The sequence below is a fragment of the Bacillus sp. ES1-5 genome (genome assembly GCF_022487605.1).
Classification (GTDB): domain Bacteria; phylum Bacillota; class Bacilli; order Bacillales; family Bacillaceae_G; genus Bacillus_A; species Bacillus_A wiedmannii.
In genome coordinates, this window is record NZ_JAKVPU010000001.1 from 1,842,379 (window position 1) to 1,856,333 (window position 13,955).

Here is a 13,955-nt window from a genome sequence, read left to right on the forward strand (position 1 = left end):
AAAGTGGGGTAAATTTCCACTATTAATTTAACACCATCGCTTTGTCATTTAAAAGGCGATCTAATTCTTCCATATGATTTGTTTCATCTGCGATCATATCTTCTAACTTTACAACTAACTCTGTCATATTTAATTTCGCTGCCTGTTCTTTTCTCATTTCATAACGCTTAATTGTTTCATATTCTGATTGTCTAGCGGATTCTAACATTTCTCTAACATCTTCTACTTGTTTCACTGGTAAAGGGATTGTAGTAGGTGTACCACCTAGCGTCTGAATTTTCTCCGCTAAATATAGGGCATGTCCTTGTTCATCACTAATTTCAGATTCAAAGAAAGGCTTTAACACTTGTCTATATATACCAGAAACTGTAGCTGCATTATGGTTATACATAATAATTGCTGAGTATTCTCCTGCTAAATCTTCATTCAATCCTTTGATTAGTTCTTTCACATCGTGTGACATTTTCATATCTCCTCCTATACTTAATAACTACCCCTTTTCTCATGTTTTAAACATAATTCTTTAAAATTTTTATGTATCTAAAAACGCTGCTTGCTTCAATTTACTTATCGCTTGTCTTTTAATACGAGAAACGTGCATTTGTGAAATACCTAACCGTTCCCCTGTATCTTTTTGATTTAAATTTTCTCCAAATATATAATGAATAACACTCTTTTCTGTCTCATTTAATACGTTAAAAATATCCTTTAAAACGAGACGTCTTTCTGTCTCTTCATATCCTTGCTCTACTTCACCTACAGATTCAATTCTCGCTACCGAACTTCCATCAGATGAATTTTCAACTACATCATCTAAGGAAGATACTCGATAATTATTTTTCGCATCCATAATTTCTAGCACTTCCTCTTCGGATAGTCCTAAATGATCCGCAATCTCTATAATCTTCGGTGAACGTTGCAGTTGATCTGTTAGCTCCTCTATCGCAAGTTTAATCTTTCCGCCTAAATCTTTAATTCGCCTTGGAACATGAATGCCCCAAGTTTTATCACGTAAATACTTCTTTATTTCCCCTACTATCGTAGGTATTGCAAACGGCTCAAAAGCATTCCCTATCGAATAATCATACCTTCTTATTGCGCCTAAGAGCCCTAACATTCCTACTTGTATAATATCCTCATGCATAGGCCCACCTTTTGAATAACGATATGCAATGGAATGTACGAGATTTTTATAATGATTAACCAGTCTTTCCTGTGCTTCATCACATTGGTTTTCTTGGAATTCTGCAATTAATTTAATAACGTCTTCTTTAGTAAGATTCGTAGGTTGAGATTGGATTTCCATCATTCTCCACCTGCTCTCTTTGTATATATTTTGTCATTAAAACTGTCATGCCCTCATCATGCATAATTTGTATATCATCCATTAACGTATTTATTAAATATAAACCTAAACCATTTTCCGGCAAATGTTCTACTGGTTTATTAATATCATACGGACCAACTTTACTTTTTAAGGTGCTAAAATCAAAGCTAACTCCATTATCCGCAACCATAATTTCTAATCGATCTTCATATAGACCAAAGACAATTGTAATCTCTCCAACGTCTTCTTTATATGCATGTTGTACAATGTTTGTACATGCTTCACTAATAGCAATTTTCATATCTTCTATATCGTCATAAGCAAAGCCCATTCGATTCGCAACACCAGCCATTGTTAAACGAATAATAGCCACATATTCTGCTTTTGCAGGAATTTTCATTTCTATCTTTTCAAATTTCTCCATCATCCCTAGTCACCTTCTTTCTACTTTTTCAAAATCTGAATTCAAATTTAATATTTCTGTTAGTCCTGTAATATCGAATAATCTTTTTAACCTTTTAGATACACCAATAAACTCTAGTTTCCCATCATTTTTCTTAACTGCTTTTAATAGCGCTATAAAAACGCCTAAACCTGTACTATCCATATAATCTACCTTATTAAAATCTACTACTATATAAACCTCTTTCTCACTTGCAATAGGCATTACCTTATTTTTTAAATCTGATGCCGTATACGCATCAATCTCACCATTAAGTTGTACTGTATAACCTAAATCATTTTGCAAAATATTTATTGCCAAATTCATCATTTCCGCCCCCTTATCTCAAACTACTACTATTTAATTACCCATAAAAATTAGTTTTAAACATATTTTTTCATTTTAATTATAAATAAATTTTCTACACCTTTCTCAGCTTAACACTAAAAAAAATACTACCTAATGTTTAAACCTTATAAATTTGTGTATGTATAATGTATAAACATTATTTTTAGGGGGATCTATCTATGGAAGAGCACAACTTTAAAAAGGGAGATTTTGTTCAATTTTCTTATCGACACGATCATGCTACAAAATTAATTGGTTCCATTATTAACATACTAACGAATACAATTGTAGTTGATATAGGTAATAGCGACGACTTATCTCATATAGAACCAAGGCAGGTCGTAAGAATAAATAATTGTAAAAAGGTAACGATAGCTTAATACATAATAGAAAGTGTAATTTTAATGAGTGGGGGTTCTTCATCCTCCACTCATTCCTATGTAAAATACATAAAAAAAGCATCCAAATTAGTTTAATTGGATGCTTTTTTTATGTATTTTTATGAGCTTATTAACCTTATAGTCACATATAACAAACTTAAGATTACTATTCATTATCATACTTACGCTTTCCGCAGCATTCTAGAAAAGAATGTAACGATTAAAATAAAGACGATTGCACCTAATAAAGCTGGAAGAATAAAGATGCCTCCCCATTCAGGGCCCCAGTGACCAAATAAGGCACTACCTACCCAAGATCCGATTAATCCGGCAATAACATTACCAACTATACCTAAAGGAAAGTCTTTTCCTGTAATCATTCCAGCTAACGCCCCAATAAGTCCACCTACAATACACGTAATAATAAGTCCCACAATTAGACCTCCTATATTATTTTTATAATGGATTTATCAAGCTTTGATATGTAACCAAAGCTTGATAAACATGTATTATTCTTTATGATCCAATCCATCATTTATCTTTTGTTTCACTTTTCCGACTTTTTCTTTTATAGTTCCTTTTGTCTTCTCCCACTTCCCTTCATTTTTCAACTCTCTATCCTCTGTAACTTCACCAATTCCTTCTTTTACTTCGCCCTTTTTCTTTTCAACCTTACCCGTAATTTGTTCTTTTAGCCCGCTCCCACTCATATTTTCAATCTCCTTTTCGTAATAGATTTATAGATTTTAAGGATACAAATTTAAATAGAATACGTGCATCTTCTTTCTTGTAACCATTCACCGACTCTTTCTAAATCCTTAACGAATAACAAGATTTTTCCTTCATCCAGTTTTTCTTCATAAAAGTTAGCTTCTTCCTCATTAAGTCCTAACTCTTGCATCTTATTTCTTAACTGATCTCCCGTTTTTTGAAAGACGTTAATAATGCTTGTCCCAAGTCCCTCCTCTTTTATTCCAATTGTATTCACGTCTGCATTGTCTGCGATTCTATCTGTCCTTTCTTTCTCATGTGTTAATACGTAAATATCTTTTTGGTCTATTCCTTTCTTTACTAGATCATTCGCCGCATTCATGACCTCTTTCTCCGTAATAAATTCATATACAAAAGGTTTACTATACTTCGTTTCCATCTTTAACTTCCTCCTCTAAAATGAATTATTTGTTATATTATATGTAATACACCCATTTTCGAAATATTAAACATAAAATATGAAAAAAGTTATGAGAATTTTTTCTACCCTAAAACTAGTAGAATAAAGTGAAACTTTAATCAATGGGGGTTTTCTTCATCCCCCACTGATTATTAATTGAACCAATCGGACTTTTATGGGCAGTTGATCCCCCACCTAACTTCTTTGCTTTCGCTGCATTTTGAGGTGGGGGTCTTACTGCCCATTAAAGCGGGATAAATCTACTTACAATAACTACCTAAATTAACAGAAAATTGTTATAATTGAACATAAGGAGGGATACTATGAAAAAAATCATATCTATATGCACTCTAACCGCTCTATCTTTCACTTTAATAGGCTGTACAAGCACCTCAGATACAGACAAATCTCCACAAGCTAAGCAAGAACATACACAAAATACCTTTCAATTAAACTCTGCAAATATTACAGATATTGAAATACTTAGCACGACAAATAACAACGTTTCAAAATCTCAAACAGACAACGAAGAAATGATACAATCAATCGTTTCAGCAGTTCAAAAAGGCACCCCTAAAGCAATCACACTAGATCAAAAAAAGAGAGAATCTGTACATTCTACTATTACCGTTACATATAAAGATGACGCAAAAGAAGAGTTTCTTGTGTGGGTTGATAATAAGGAGCAAGTTACGATTACTAAAGATGAGAAGAAAGATAAAGTTGAAGGTGTGACAATGAACATTAAAGACGCGAAAATGATGAAGGATTTTTTAAAAAATTCTAATATAATTGATGTAAAAAAAGAGTAGGATTACATCCTACTCTTTTTTAATCCTGTCCAATAAATAAACTTTTATAAAAGCTATTTAAGGTCTAATTTTGCTAAATCATGTTGCAAAACATTATTTCCTTCTTGTGGATTAAATACTATTGCACTAAGACCAAAAACATTAGTAACAACATCTCTATCTTTTGGACGAATGATTCTTACTTCATAAGCAAAAAGTCCTGGAGGAAGAGCTGCTGAACGAAAAGTAACATATCGATTAGGTGCCAATATTTGTGTTGAAGGGTCTACTAATGGTAACAATACCGGAGAACCCGATGACCAATCAAACATTTCAACAGTTACTGTATGAGTATCATCTGGATCAACATTCATAGCTTCCACAGTAAGAAACAACGTAGCGGAATGTCTACGTAATATACCCGTCGACAAAGTTTCATTGTGATGTTTATAACATTTTCCAGGAGGATGACCATAGCCATAACTCATATCAATTCCCCCCTTTCATTTACAATTAAGGACAAGTATTCCTTATAATATATAATGCTAGTATTATTTTAGTGAAAGGGATAAAAGCGGATTTCTATCTATATTTTTGGATATTTGGTTTGTCATTTCTTCCCTCTTAAAGAATAATATAGATTCTCCTATTTTGCCCTTGAACTCCTTCTAAGAATAAATCTATTTTGAAAAGGACCTGCTCCATTCATTCGTAAAAGTATAAAATAAATTGAATCCGTTAAAACACATGAGTGAACCTTTGGTTTTCCCCTCCTATTAAAAGGAGGAACTGTTATAGGCTTTGGTGGTAGTTGTGGCGGCTGTGGCTTCGCTGGAGGATTTGCTTTATTAGTTGTATTGTTTATTTTATTAATCATCGTTGGAGCTGCTTGCTTCTGCTAAAAAACTATCGGAAAAGACACTCTTATGTGAGTGTCTTTTCTTCATATGTAAAAAAACCCACCTATTTCCGTAGGTGGGTTTTATCTTTATTACACAATAAGAAAGTATACTCTCTTTTCCTCTGAATTTTTATGTAATTATACATATTCACGACAATGCATGTAGTAAATTCTAAATTGTAGGCATGCTCCGTGCCCATCAAGCTAAAATTTAAAAATATCCCAAAGCAAAAAATGAGCCAAATCCTTCTACATAGCTATTAAAGTTAAAGCTAATAAATAACAGGATAAAAGTAGAGAAAGTACAAATAAAAAAGGAGTGAAATCTCACCCCTCTTTTATTTATAGACTTTAATAAACATTTGATCACTATTATAAAATTGTGAAGTTAAGCTTATATCTATTTTAAGATTATTTTTTTCTATCATAAGCTTGTGTGTATCCCCTACATCATATTCATCTTTTTCTACATTAGAAGCTAATCGTGTATCAATTTCTTTACTTAAATCTAAGTTCGGATTTATCATGCTAATCCATTTTTTGGCTAACTCTATTAATGATTTGTCATCTTTAGCGTTATCAATTACAAACATGACAAAAAAGTCATTCTCATTATTACCACGTACATAGAAATTGCTACCGAAATCAGCAAATCCTCTTAAGGTAGGAGTTTTTAAAAATACTTCTGAAGATGGACCTCCTATATCACTGTACTTTAAATTCACATTATATTTTGCATTAATTTCAGTAACAAGATTTTGTGCTTCCTTAGATACAGATTTTTTCAATACAGATGAGTTCTCCATCCAACCTTCGTAATAATAAATATCATCGTCTGCTAACTCTTGCGGGATAACAGTAGGCTTTGACTCAGGCTCTTTTTCTGGTTTTTCGGATTTAATAATTGCATTGTATAAGAATTGTGCATACTGCTCACGAGTTACGATACTGTTAGGCTCAAACATATTATCGCCCGTACCAGCAGTAATTTTATTTTCTTGTAATGCACTAATAGCGTTTGTTGCCCAGTAATTTTTATTTACATCTTTGAAAGTGGTAGTAGATGTTGCTTTTAAGTTAAAAGCCCTTGTTAATACAGCAGCCAATTGTTCGCGTGTTAAAATATTATCCGGACCAAATGTGCCGTCGCCGAATCCACTCATAATACCTGTTTTACTAAGACTTAAAATTTCTTTTTCAAACATATGACCTTTAATATCAGTAAAAGTGTTTGGTGCATTAGGTTCATCTGCTGGATTCAAGTAAAGATATATCATTCTAGCTACTTGTCCACGTGTAATACTATCACCAAAACCAAACATTCCGTTTCCATAACCAGCTACAATATTTCTCTCTTGTAAATCCATAATTGCTTTATAAGACCAATGGTTTACAGGAACATCTTTAAATCCTATCTTGTTTTCTGCTTGTACATTTGTTAGGGGAGTTAGTGTTGTTGATGCAATAACTGTCCCCGCCAAGATTAGTTGTTTAAAATTCATAATTGAATCCCCTTATCCTTAACATAGCGTGTTCACAAAGAATATTACACACACCTTTTTCAATATTAACATATAAAGATTTTAAATGTAGGTTAATTTTGGATATTTCAAGAATATTATTCCATCTAATATTGTTTACAAAAATTATAATAACTTGTTTCCAATGCACATTCTTTCCCTTTATCCATTTTAAAAAGATACCATTTACGAACTCAAAAAATCCCCTCAAAGCGTCAGCTCTAAGGGGATTTCTCCTATCATCTTCTCTCTTCATACAACCGATTTGCTTTATAAGAGCAAATGAAAAACATACATGTCACAACAGGGATAAATGTCAAAAAAAGTCCTCTCATTAATGCAAATGGCGTTTCAAATAAAAATGACCATAGAAATGATACGCCTTGCTTATCCCATAATCCAGGCGTCAAATATAGTTCTTTCGGATTTACAAACGCTCCTAAATTCATCGTATTACTATACATAAATAGAAATAATATCGGCAAATAACAGATTGCTAATTCTAAAAATGTTTTAGATAGACGTTTATATTTCCCTGCTCGTGACATTTGATCTGAAAAAATGTCATCTTCACTTTCTTCATTTATCTTTTTAAAATAGTACGTACCTGACCAACGATTACCAGCTATATGCTCCCAGCCACTATCTTCAAATAATGTGCAGTAATTAATAAATTCACTTTTTCTACTAAATACTCTATGATCTATTCTAATCTTCGCATCTTCCGGCTCTGTATATCTAAATGTATAACCAAATGTATTGCTTTCTAGTTGATAGCCTTTCCAAGCCATCTCTTCTAACCATTTTTCCTCTTTCTCAAAGTCTAAAAAGAATTTCAATCTCCACATCATCGTTTCCCCCTAACTATACGTGTAATAAACTCTTTGTAACCTCAATAATGTGTTGCATTCTCATAAAGTCTAAGTGCAATACTTCTTTCCCACGTTCCGTAATGACATACACTTTTCTTCGTTTATCTTCACTTTTTACCGATTCTATTAACCCTTGTTTTAATAAATTTTCAACCGCACCATACAATGTACCCGCTGCGATTTTTACTTGATGATTACTCAGTTCCTCCACCGTTTGCATAATTAAATATCCATGAGCTGGCTCTAATAAAGCTAAAAGAACGTAATACGTTGTTTCCGTTAATGGTAAATTTTTATCTCTATTCATAAAGACCTCCAATGTAACGATAAATATATAGTTAAACTGTATATGTCAAATTAAGTTATAAAAAAACAACCTAGATCTCATATGATCTAGGTTGTTTCTTACATAAACGTAATCGTCACTAAAGAATATCCTTCTTTTGCATTATACGGCTCAGCTTTATAAGAAACACGGTTCGCCCCTTGTGGATAACCGATTTCTCCAATTACTTTTTTCACATCTTGCAATGCACCATCCATTGATTGTTTATAAAGGATTTCGATCTTTGGTGATTTTTCGTTATAACGTTGCTGCATTTTATTTTTGAACTCATTATAGTTATTTGCGATGTATTCATTTCCTAAATAATTTAACTTTGTATCTTTTAATATTTGCTGATATGCAGGGATTTTCGTACCACCTGCCGCAATTTTATTTGTTAATGTACTATAATAATTTGTTGTAGCTTGCGGATAGTCCCCTCGGTTCCACTCATGATTTCTTGCGATTTGCTCATCTGATAAGTTGAAATAGGAATACGTAACGCGGCCTTGTTCATCTGGCACTGGATCATCGAATGTTGTATCAAGGTGATACCATTTGTTTTCGATTTTCACTAAATTCCAAGCATGAGGCTGACCGTCTCCAGTTCCTACTACAAAATGATTCTCAATACCTGCTTCTTTTAATAATTGATAGGTTAATAGTGCGTAACCTTGGCAAACTGCAGAACGATTTACGAGTGCTTCATATGCTGTGTAAGCTTTATAAGACGTATCGTAAGAAATATGCTTTACGACATAATCATGAATCGCCTTCACTTTTTCGTGATCATCCATTCCAACTTGCGTAATAGAAGAAACGATTGCCTTTGCTTGCTTCATTACATATTCCGTTTGTTCTTTCGTTTCACGATATGTAATCTTTAACGTAAACGTATAATTTCCAGGTGATCCAGAAATTCCATATGAAACATTCGATCTATTATAATTTGTATACTCATTTTTACTTGCGACTTCTTTATAGGCATTGAAAAGTGTCTTCATTACTTCTTCATGATCACTATTTTTCGTTTTATATGGAAGTGTAATATTCGTTTCATACGCATTAATACGCTTTTGCACTTCATCTTTAAATGCCGCTAATAATGCCGCATCCCCTGTATTTTGCACCGCAACTTCAGGCTTTTTATATTTCAAAGTATTATATAAAAACTGTGCATACTGTTCACGTTTTACCGTGCTATATGGCTCAAATCCCCCTTCGCCTGTACCAGAAGCAATCCCGTTTGATTGCACCGCACTAATTGCATTTTCACCCCAATAACCACTTGGAACATCATTAAATGTATGCTTTTGTTTCGCAGAAAGATGGAAAGCGTTTGTAAGAATTTGTGCCATTTCTGCGCGGCTAACAGAGTCTTTCGGTCTAAATCCACCGTTTGCATCACCTTTAAAAACCCCTAATTTCGTTAACGTTAAAACCTCTTCTGGAAACAATGTTGAACCTGAGCGAATATCTCGATACGGATTATTTAAAGTAGATCCATCTTTTAATACGTAACGAGCACCTTCATTACTGAACGTACCACCTTGCTTATTCGGTACTAACACACGATAAATTAAAGCTGCAACTTGCTCTCTCGTCGCAACATCTCCAAAACCAAATATCCCATTTCCATAACCGGAAATAATATTTTTACTCGCTAAATCTTTAATCGCGGGATACGACCAATGCGATGTAGGAACATCAGAAAAAATACCCGCCTCAGCAGCTTTCACATCACTGCCATTTGTATACAATAAAGCGCCACCAATAAGTGTTAATGATGTAATTGATTTTAATAGTTTTTTGTACATAATTCCTTCTCCCAATACGTTCTCTATTTTTATATTTTGTTGAAAAATCTAAAATAATATGACAAAACATATTATACTATTAAAATTTTTCGAAGGAAATATTAAGTTTTGAAATATGCAAAAACTCATATTTTTATATTTTTCCGTATTAATATTATGTTGTTTTATTTATGAATATGTATAGGTAGTAACTCGTTATAACTCCCCTCATGGTAATCTCTAATTTTATATTGAAATTCTTTAAAATAATTATTCTTTATTTCTCAATATAAGGAGCCTTGGATTTTCATTAACACTCCTGTAATATTATTATCAAAGAGTAAGGTAAGAGTTACTCTTTGCCATTTTAGAAGAGGTTCTGTTGGAGACAACAGAACCTTTTTTCATATAGAGATAGTTTTATTGAATTTTTCACCACTAACTATAAAAAAACATCTTATAATCATAATGTAACAAATTAATGCAGTTAGGATAAAACAAATGCCAGTTACACTAGAACTTATTCTTTTCATTCTTATAGTAATCAGTGCTATTGGCTATTTAATAAAAGAATACCGACTATCATAATCTAATTTATAAAACATGAATTCCTTCGAATAAAACTCAATATTATGTCCATAATGTTGATAGGCTGTATGCCAAAAAATTCATTTAGTTTTCTCTGTATCTCCTTGTATTGAGCAGTTAGCCATTGCTAGCTGCTCTTTTATATGTAACCTTGTTAGACAGGTTTTCATATAATGTAGTCATTCCTTTCTTATAAAGTGAAACTTTAATCAGTAGGGGTTTTGTTCATCCCCCACTGATTATCAGCCCCGCAAATAGTGGGATAAATTAAACTCGTCACTTGAATTATAAAATTAGAATTATATCCTATAACATTTTCAGAAATAATCCATATTTTATTTCTAAAAAAGTGCTTTACTTTACTGAAAGGTAGTTGTGGGAACAACCGTCTTTTTATTTATAGCAAAATGAGATTTCTATTAAGATTCATTACAAAGTATGTTATTACTGGTACAGGCTGGTATAATAAATACAGATCGAACATTGAAAGGAAATATGACAATGAAAAGATATTTCAACTTCATTTCACTTTTCTTAACTGTACTTGTAATAATTAATCTTACAAATATACATACGAAGTACCAATTCTTTATAGGTGCATCTATAGCACTATGTTTAACTATTATTTCTACAAATGAAATTATAAAATTCCTTGCTACTAGTAGCTTATTAGTTTACGCATTTGCCGCTTTTACTCTTTTAAGTATTGCTTGCTAACTTTCAATTTCGCTTTGTATTAAAATAGCGTTTTTATGTAATTCTAATATTGAGGCACATACGACTTTTTTGTTTATGGGTTCTTACGTAATAGTAAGAACTCTTTTTTATTCCAATCACGATTTGTTCATTTTTTTGATACATTTATGGAACATTCATATGTTACGTTGGATAAATCTTTTTTTGACAGAATGAATAATGAGTTATATCCTTTTCTCAATGAATTTAGGTATTTAACATGATAAAATAATATTCGTATGGGATTCCAATACATATTATTAAAATTAAGATGGTTCAAGTCGCAGGAAGGCACCTTTGGGTGTCTTTTTTGTACATATTAAAATCCTCACCACCTTATGAAAACGGTAAGCCCTTTACAACAAACAATAATTGCAACTACATTGTTTTTACATTACATTAAGGTTAAGGAATATTCTTTTACTAATAAAGTGCTAGATAGTAGGTGGAAAAATGGAATTTAATGATTTGGGTATTATCATTAAAGAACTTAGAATGAAAAAAAATATATCACAATCCGAATTATGTCATGGAATATGTTCACAAAGTCAAATTAGCAAGATCGAAAAAGGTATGATTTATCCATCTAGTATATTGTTATATCAGTTATCAGAAAGACTTGGTATTGATCCAAATAATATATTTGCACTAACTCAAAACAAAAGATTAAAATATGTAGAAAATGTAAAATATGTAATAAAAGACTGCTTAAAGCAAAAACAATATAAAGAACTTTATGAAATAGTAAAAAAAGAGAAAAACTTAAATAATTTTCAAACAAAAGAAGAGAAACAGTTTCTAATATGGCACGAAGCAATTGCTATATTTATGGTGGATAGATCAATAAAAACTGCTTTAGATCTTTTAAATAATGCATTAAAACTGACTTTAACTAATTCTGATTTTTTATCAGAAAGAGAAATAGATATTATGCAAACAATGGCTATATTTTATGCAGAAAATAAACATTATGAAAAAGGTATTAATATATTAAGAAGATGTTTAACTAATTTTAATAAGTTAGATTTTCCTAGAGATAAAGAAATTAAATTAAAAATCATGTTAAATTTAGCAAAATGTTTAGACTCCACATATCAACATGAAGAGGCAATAAAATACCTTGATAAGGGTATAAAATTAGCAATTAATCTAAATACTTTATACCTATTAGGTGAACTATTCTATTTAAAAGGTCAGTATTTATTAAAGATTAAACAACATAATGTAGAAGATGTTGTTTATAACTGGAAAAAAGCATTATTTATATTTGAACTAACAGAAAAAGAATATTATACAAAAACGCTACCAGATGAACTTATTGAAATACAAAATAAAAAACACTCATAATTTCGTAAAAGCTGCTTACAAAAACCACAGGAAAAATCCCTGTATTTTTAAAATTAAAGTGGCTCAAGTCGCAGGAAGGCACCTTTGGGTGTCTTTTTTTGTGGAAAATCAGTTTAAAAACTAAAACTAAAAGAACCTCAATAAATGAGGTTCAAAAAATCTACTATTTTAAATTACCTTCATAAAAAGCAACTCCATTTTGAACATGTTTTAAATACCATGTAATCGTCCCGCCACAAACATTTTCATTAAAACTATTAGCATATACTCCATTTGAGTAATAAAGAGTTCTTTTGAATTTACCATTAGAATACTCATAAGGAATTGAGCATGCTGCTTGCTTCGGAGAGTTCACAGCTTTTTGCGTATCAGCCGAAGCTGCCCCAATTCCTCCTGTTAATGCAATACCAGTTGCTAATGCTCCCACTACTAATTTCTTGAACATAATAAATCCCCCTTTAATAGTTTTTATAGCTTACAACTTAAATGTATCACCTTTGTATTTTTTGTAAATATCTTGAATATGTAGAAATATTTATTTAATTTTTGGTAATATTAGGATTTTATTTTATCAAATAGAAAATAGAGGGAATTAGAAAAGTATGTAACAATGCATAATAAATCAATCGGATATTATGATATACTCACAAAGAGCTGATACAAAATTTCTTTAGATTGGAAAACTAAAGTCTTATCTACCTAAAAGAAAGGCGCCTAATGGCGTCTTTTCTTTATTTTTAAAAGGACCTGCTCAATTCATTCTTTAAAACATAAGGTAAAGTGAACCCATTAAAATCCATGGAATGAACCCTAGTTTTACCCTCTTATCTAAAGGAGGCACTATTGTTATGGGATATGGTGGTAGTTGCGGCGAAGGCTGCGGTTTCGCTGGAGGATTTGCTTTACTAGTTGTATTATTTATTCTATTAATTATTATCGGATGTAGTTGTTTCTGCTAAAAAACTATTAGAAAAGGTACCTATATATGGTTACCTTTTCTTTATGTGCCTTATTCATTATCTAGTTCCAAACTTTTATCACAATTGGATTCGTGTTTTTCATTTTTCGCATTCGTCATACCTCAAATATGAATCGATTTAAGACATGAGCTTTTAACTAAAAGAATTTGGGACCATTTTCTCCCACAAAGGAAATACCTTGTTGAAAAACTCTATTATTTTTAATAAAAAATAAGTTCATATAGATGCTATTTATAATATCCAAGAATAGATAATCGTATAAAAAACACCATTCCTCATAACCTCTATATGGGGTACCGCCAGCATTTTGGAAAATAACCACGCTAAGAGTATGCAAGATTTTATATAGAATCGATTATTGAAATATATTATAGGCATAAGAAGATCCCCCCTAGTTTAAGCTAGAGGGGATCTTCTTATGCCTATTTCAAA

Annotated in this window: 19 protein-coding genes; 6 read left to right on the forward strand and 13 right to left on the reverse strand. The window is 31.7% G+C overall.

Annotated elements, in window-relative coordinates:
• Positions 1-22: 22 nt before the first annotated feature.
• The 4 genes from MKO96_RS09465 to rsbV form a co-directional block, all read right to left on the reverse strand.
• Complete coding sequence (locus MKO96_RS09465) at positions 23-463, reverse strand: ferritin-like domain-containing protein (RefSeq protein WP_087979675.1); 441 nt, start codon at positions 461-463, stop codon at positions 23-25.
• A 69-nt stretch (positions 464-532) separates the two neighbouring features.
• Positions 533-1,309, reverse strand: coding sequence for an RNA polymerase sigma factor SigB (sigB, locus tag MKO96_RS09470; protein ID WP_240587341.1), 777 nt, complete (start codon positions 1,307-1,309; stop codon positions 533-535).
• Positions 1,272-1,754 carry an anti-sigma B factor RsbW gene (rsbW, locus tag MKO96_RS09475; protein ID WP_002070735.1) on the reverse strand — a complete coding sequence of 161 codons (483 nt, stop codon included), beginning with the start codon at positions 1,752-1,754 and terminating at the stop codon, positions 1,272-1,274. Before rsbW ends, sigB begins: the two co-directional genes overlap by 38 nt.
• Before the next feature lie 6 nt (positions 1,755-1,760).
• The gene (rsbV, locus tag MKO96_RS09480) at positions 1,761-2,099 is read right to left on the reverse strand and encodes an anti sigma b factor antagonist RsbV (protein WP_240587342.1); all 339 of its coding nucleotides are present in this window, start codon (positions 2,097-2,099) and stop codon (positions 1,761-1,763) included.
• A gap of 197 nt (positions 2,100-2,296) precedes the next feature.
• Here rsbV and MKO96_RS09485 point away from each other — a divergent pair, with 197 nt between their 5' ends.
• Entirely contained in the window at positions 2,297-2,497 is a 201-nt protein-coding gene (locus MKO96_RS09485) for a methyltransferase (RefSeq protein WP_044441846.1), read from the forward strand.
• Positions 2,498-2,679: 182 nt separating this feature from the next.
• Here the strand turns inward: MKO96_RS09485 and MKO96_RS09490 are convergent, their stop codons facing one another.
• The 3 genes from MKO96_RS09490 to MKO96_RS09500 all read right to left on the reverse strand — a co-directional run bounded on the left by MKO96_RS09490 (position 2,680) and on the right by MKO96_RS09500 (position 3,647).
• Positions 2,680-2,931, reverse strand: coding sequence for a GlsB/YeaQ/YmgE family stress response membrane protein (locus tag MKO96_RS09490; protein WP_000522902.1), 252 nt, complete (start codon positions 2,929-2,931; stop codon positions 2,680-2,682).
• A gap of 75 nt (positions 2,932-3,006) precedes the next feature.
• Positions 3,007-3,207, reverse strand: coding sequence for a CsbD family protein (locus tag MKO96_RS09495; RefSeq protein ID WP_240587343.1), 201 nt, complete (start codon positions 3,205-3,207; stop codon positions 3,007-3,009).
• A 50-nt stretch (positions 3,208-3,257) separates the two neighbouring features.
• Complete coding sequence (locus tag MKO96_RS09500; RefSeq protein WP_000448809.1) at positions 3,258-3,647, reverse strand: YflT domain-containing protein; 390 nt, start codon at positions 3,645-3,647, stop codon at positions 3,258-3,260.
• A gap of 344 nt (positions 3,648-3,991) precedes the next feature.
• Here MKO96_RS09500 and MKO96_RS09505 point away from each other — a divergent pair, with 344 nt between their 5' ends.
• Entirely contained in the window at positions 3,992-4,480 is a 489-nt protein-coding gene (locus MKO96_RS09505) for a hypothetical protein (RefSeq protein WP_240587344.1), read from the forward strand.
• Positions 4,481-4,533: 53 nt separating this feature from the next.
• Here MKO96_RS09505 and MKO96_RS09510 read toward each other — a convergent pair whose 3' ends face one another.
• A complete protein-coding gene (locus MKO96_RS09510; protein ID WP_240587345.1) occupies positions 4,534-4,947 on the reverse strand; it encodes a hypothetical protein in 414 nt (137 codons plus the stop codon).
• A gap of 306 nt (positions 4,948-5,253) precedes the next feature.
• On the opposite strand from MKO96_RS09510, the gene MKO96_RS09515 reads away from it, so the two are divergent.
• A complete protein-coding gene (locus tag MKO96_RS09515) occupies positions 5,254-5,361 on the forward strand; it encodes a YjcZ family sporulation protein (protein ID WP_000505670.1) in 108 nt (35 codons plus the stop codon).
• 337 nt (positions 5,362-5,698) lie between these two features.
• Here MKO96_RS09515 and MKO96_RS09520 read toward each other — a convergent pair whose 3' ends face one another.
• From MKO96_RS09520 to MKO96_RS09535, 4 genes are all read right to left on the reverse strand, one after another.
• Positions 5,699-6,862 (reverse strand): S-layer homology domain-containing protein, encoded by a 1,164-nt coding sequence (locus MKO96_RS09520; RefSeq protein WP_240587346.1) that lies wholly within the window; start codon positions 6,860-6,862, stop codon positions 5,699-5,701.
• A 257-nt stretch (positions 6,863-7,119) separates the two neighbouring features.
• Positions 7,120-7,731 (reverse strand): DUF2812 domain-containing protein, encoded by a 612-nt coding sequence (locus tag MKO96_RS09525; RefSeq protein WP_240587347.1) that lies wholly within the window; start codon positions 7,729-7,731, stop codon positions 7,120-7,122.
• Positions 7,732-7,744: 13 nt separating this feature from the next.
• On the reverse strand, positions 7,745-8,059 hold the full coding sequence (locus MKO96_RS09530; protein WP_240587348.1) for a PadR family transcriptional regulator: 315 nt from the start codon (positions 8,057-8,059) through the stop codon (positions 7,745-7,747).
• A gap of 98 nt (positions 8,060-8,157) precedes the next feature.
• Positions 8,158-9,894 carry an S-layer homology domain-containing protein gene (locus tag MKO96_RS09535; protein WP_240587349.1) on the reverse strand — a complete coding sequence of 579 codons (1,737 nt, stop codon included), beginning with the start codon at positions 9,892-9,894 and terminating at the stop codon, positions 8,158-8,160.
• Positions 9,895-10,962: 1,068 nt separating this feature from the next.
• On the opposite strand from MKO96_RS09535, the gene MKO96_RS09540 reads away from it, so the two are divergent.
• Both MKO96_RS09540 and MKO96_RS09545 read left to right on the forward strand, forming a co-directional pair.
• Entirely contained in the window at positions 10,963-11,178 is a 216-nt protein-coding gene (locus MKO96_RS09540) for a hypothetical protein (protein ID WP_137014997.1), read from the forward strand.
• 471 nt (positions 11,179-11,649) lie between these two features.
• On the forward strand, positions 11,650-12,543 hold the full coding sequence (locus tag MKO96_RS09545) for a helix-turn-helix domain-containing protein (RefSeq protein ID WP_240587350.1): 894 nt from the start codon (positions 11,650-11,652) through the stop codon (positions 12,541-12,543).
• Positions 12,544-12,706: 163 nt separating this feature from the next.
• Here the strand turns inward: MKO96_RS09545 and MKO96_RS09550 are convergent, their stop codons facing one another.
• Entirely contained in the window at positions 12,707-12,988 is a 282-nt protein-coding gene (locus MKO96_RS09550) for an LCI fold-containing protein (RefSeq protein WP_064473783.1), read from the reverse strand.
• 403 nt (positions 12,989-13,391) lie between these two features.
• Here MKO96_RS09550 and MKO96_RS09555 point away from each other — a divergent pair, with 403 nt between their 5' ends.
• A complete protein-coding gene (locus MKO96_RS09555) occupies positions 13,392-13,502 on the forward strand; it encodes a YjcZ family sporulation protein (protein ID WP_000540371.1) in 111 nt (36 codons plus the stop codon).
• Positions 13,503-13,955 lie beyond the last annotated feature (453 nt).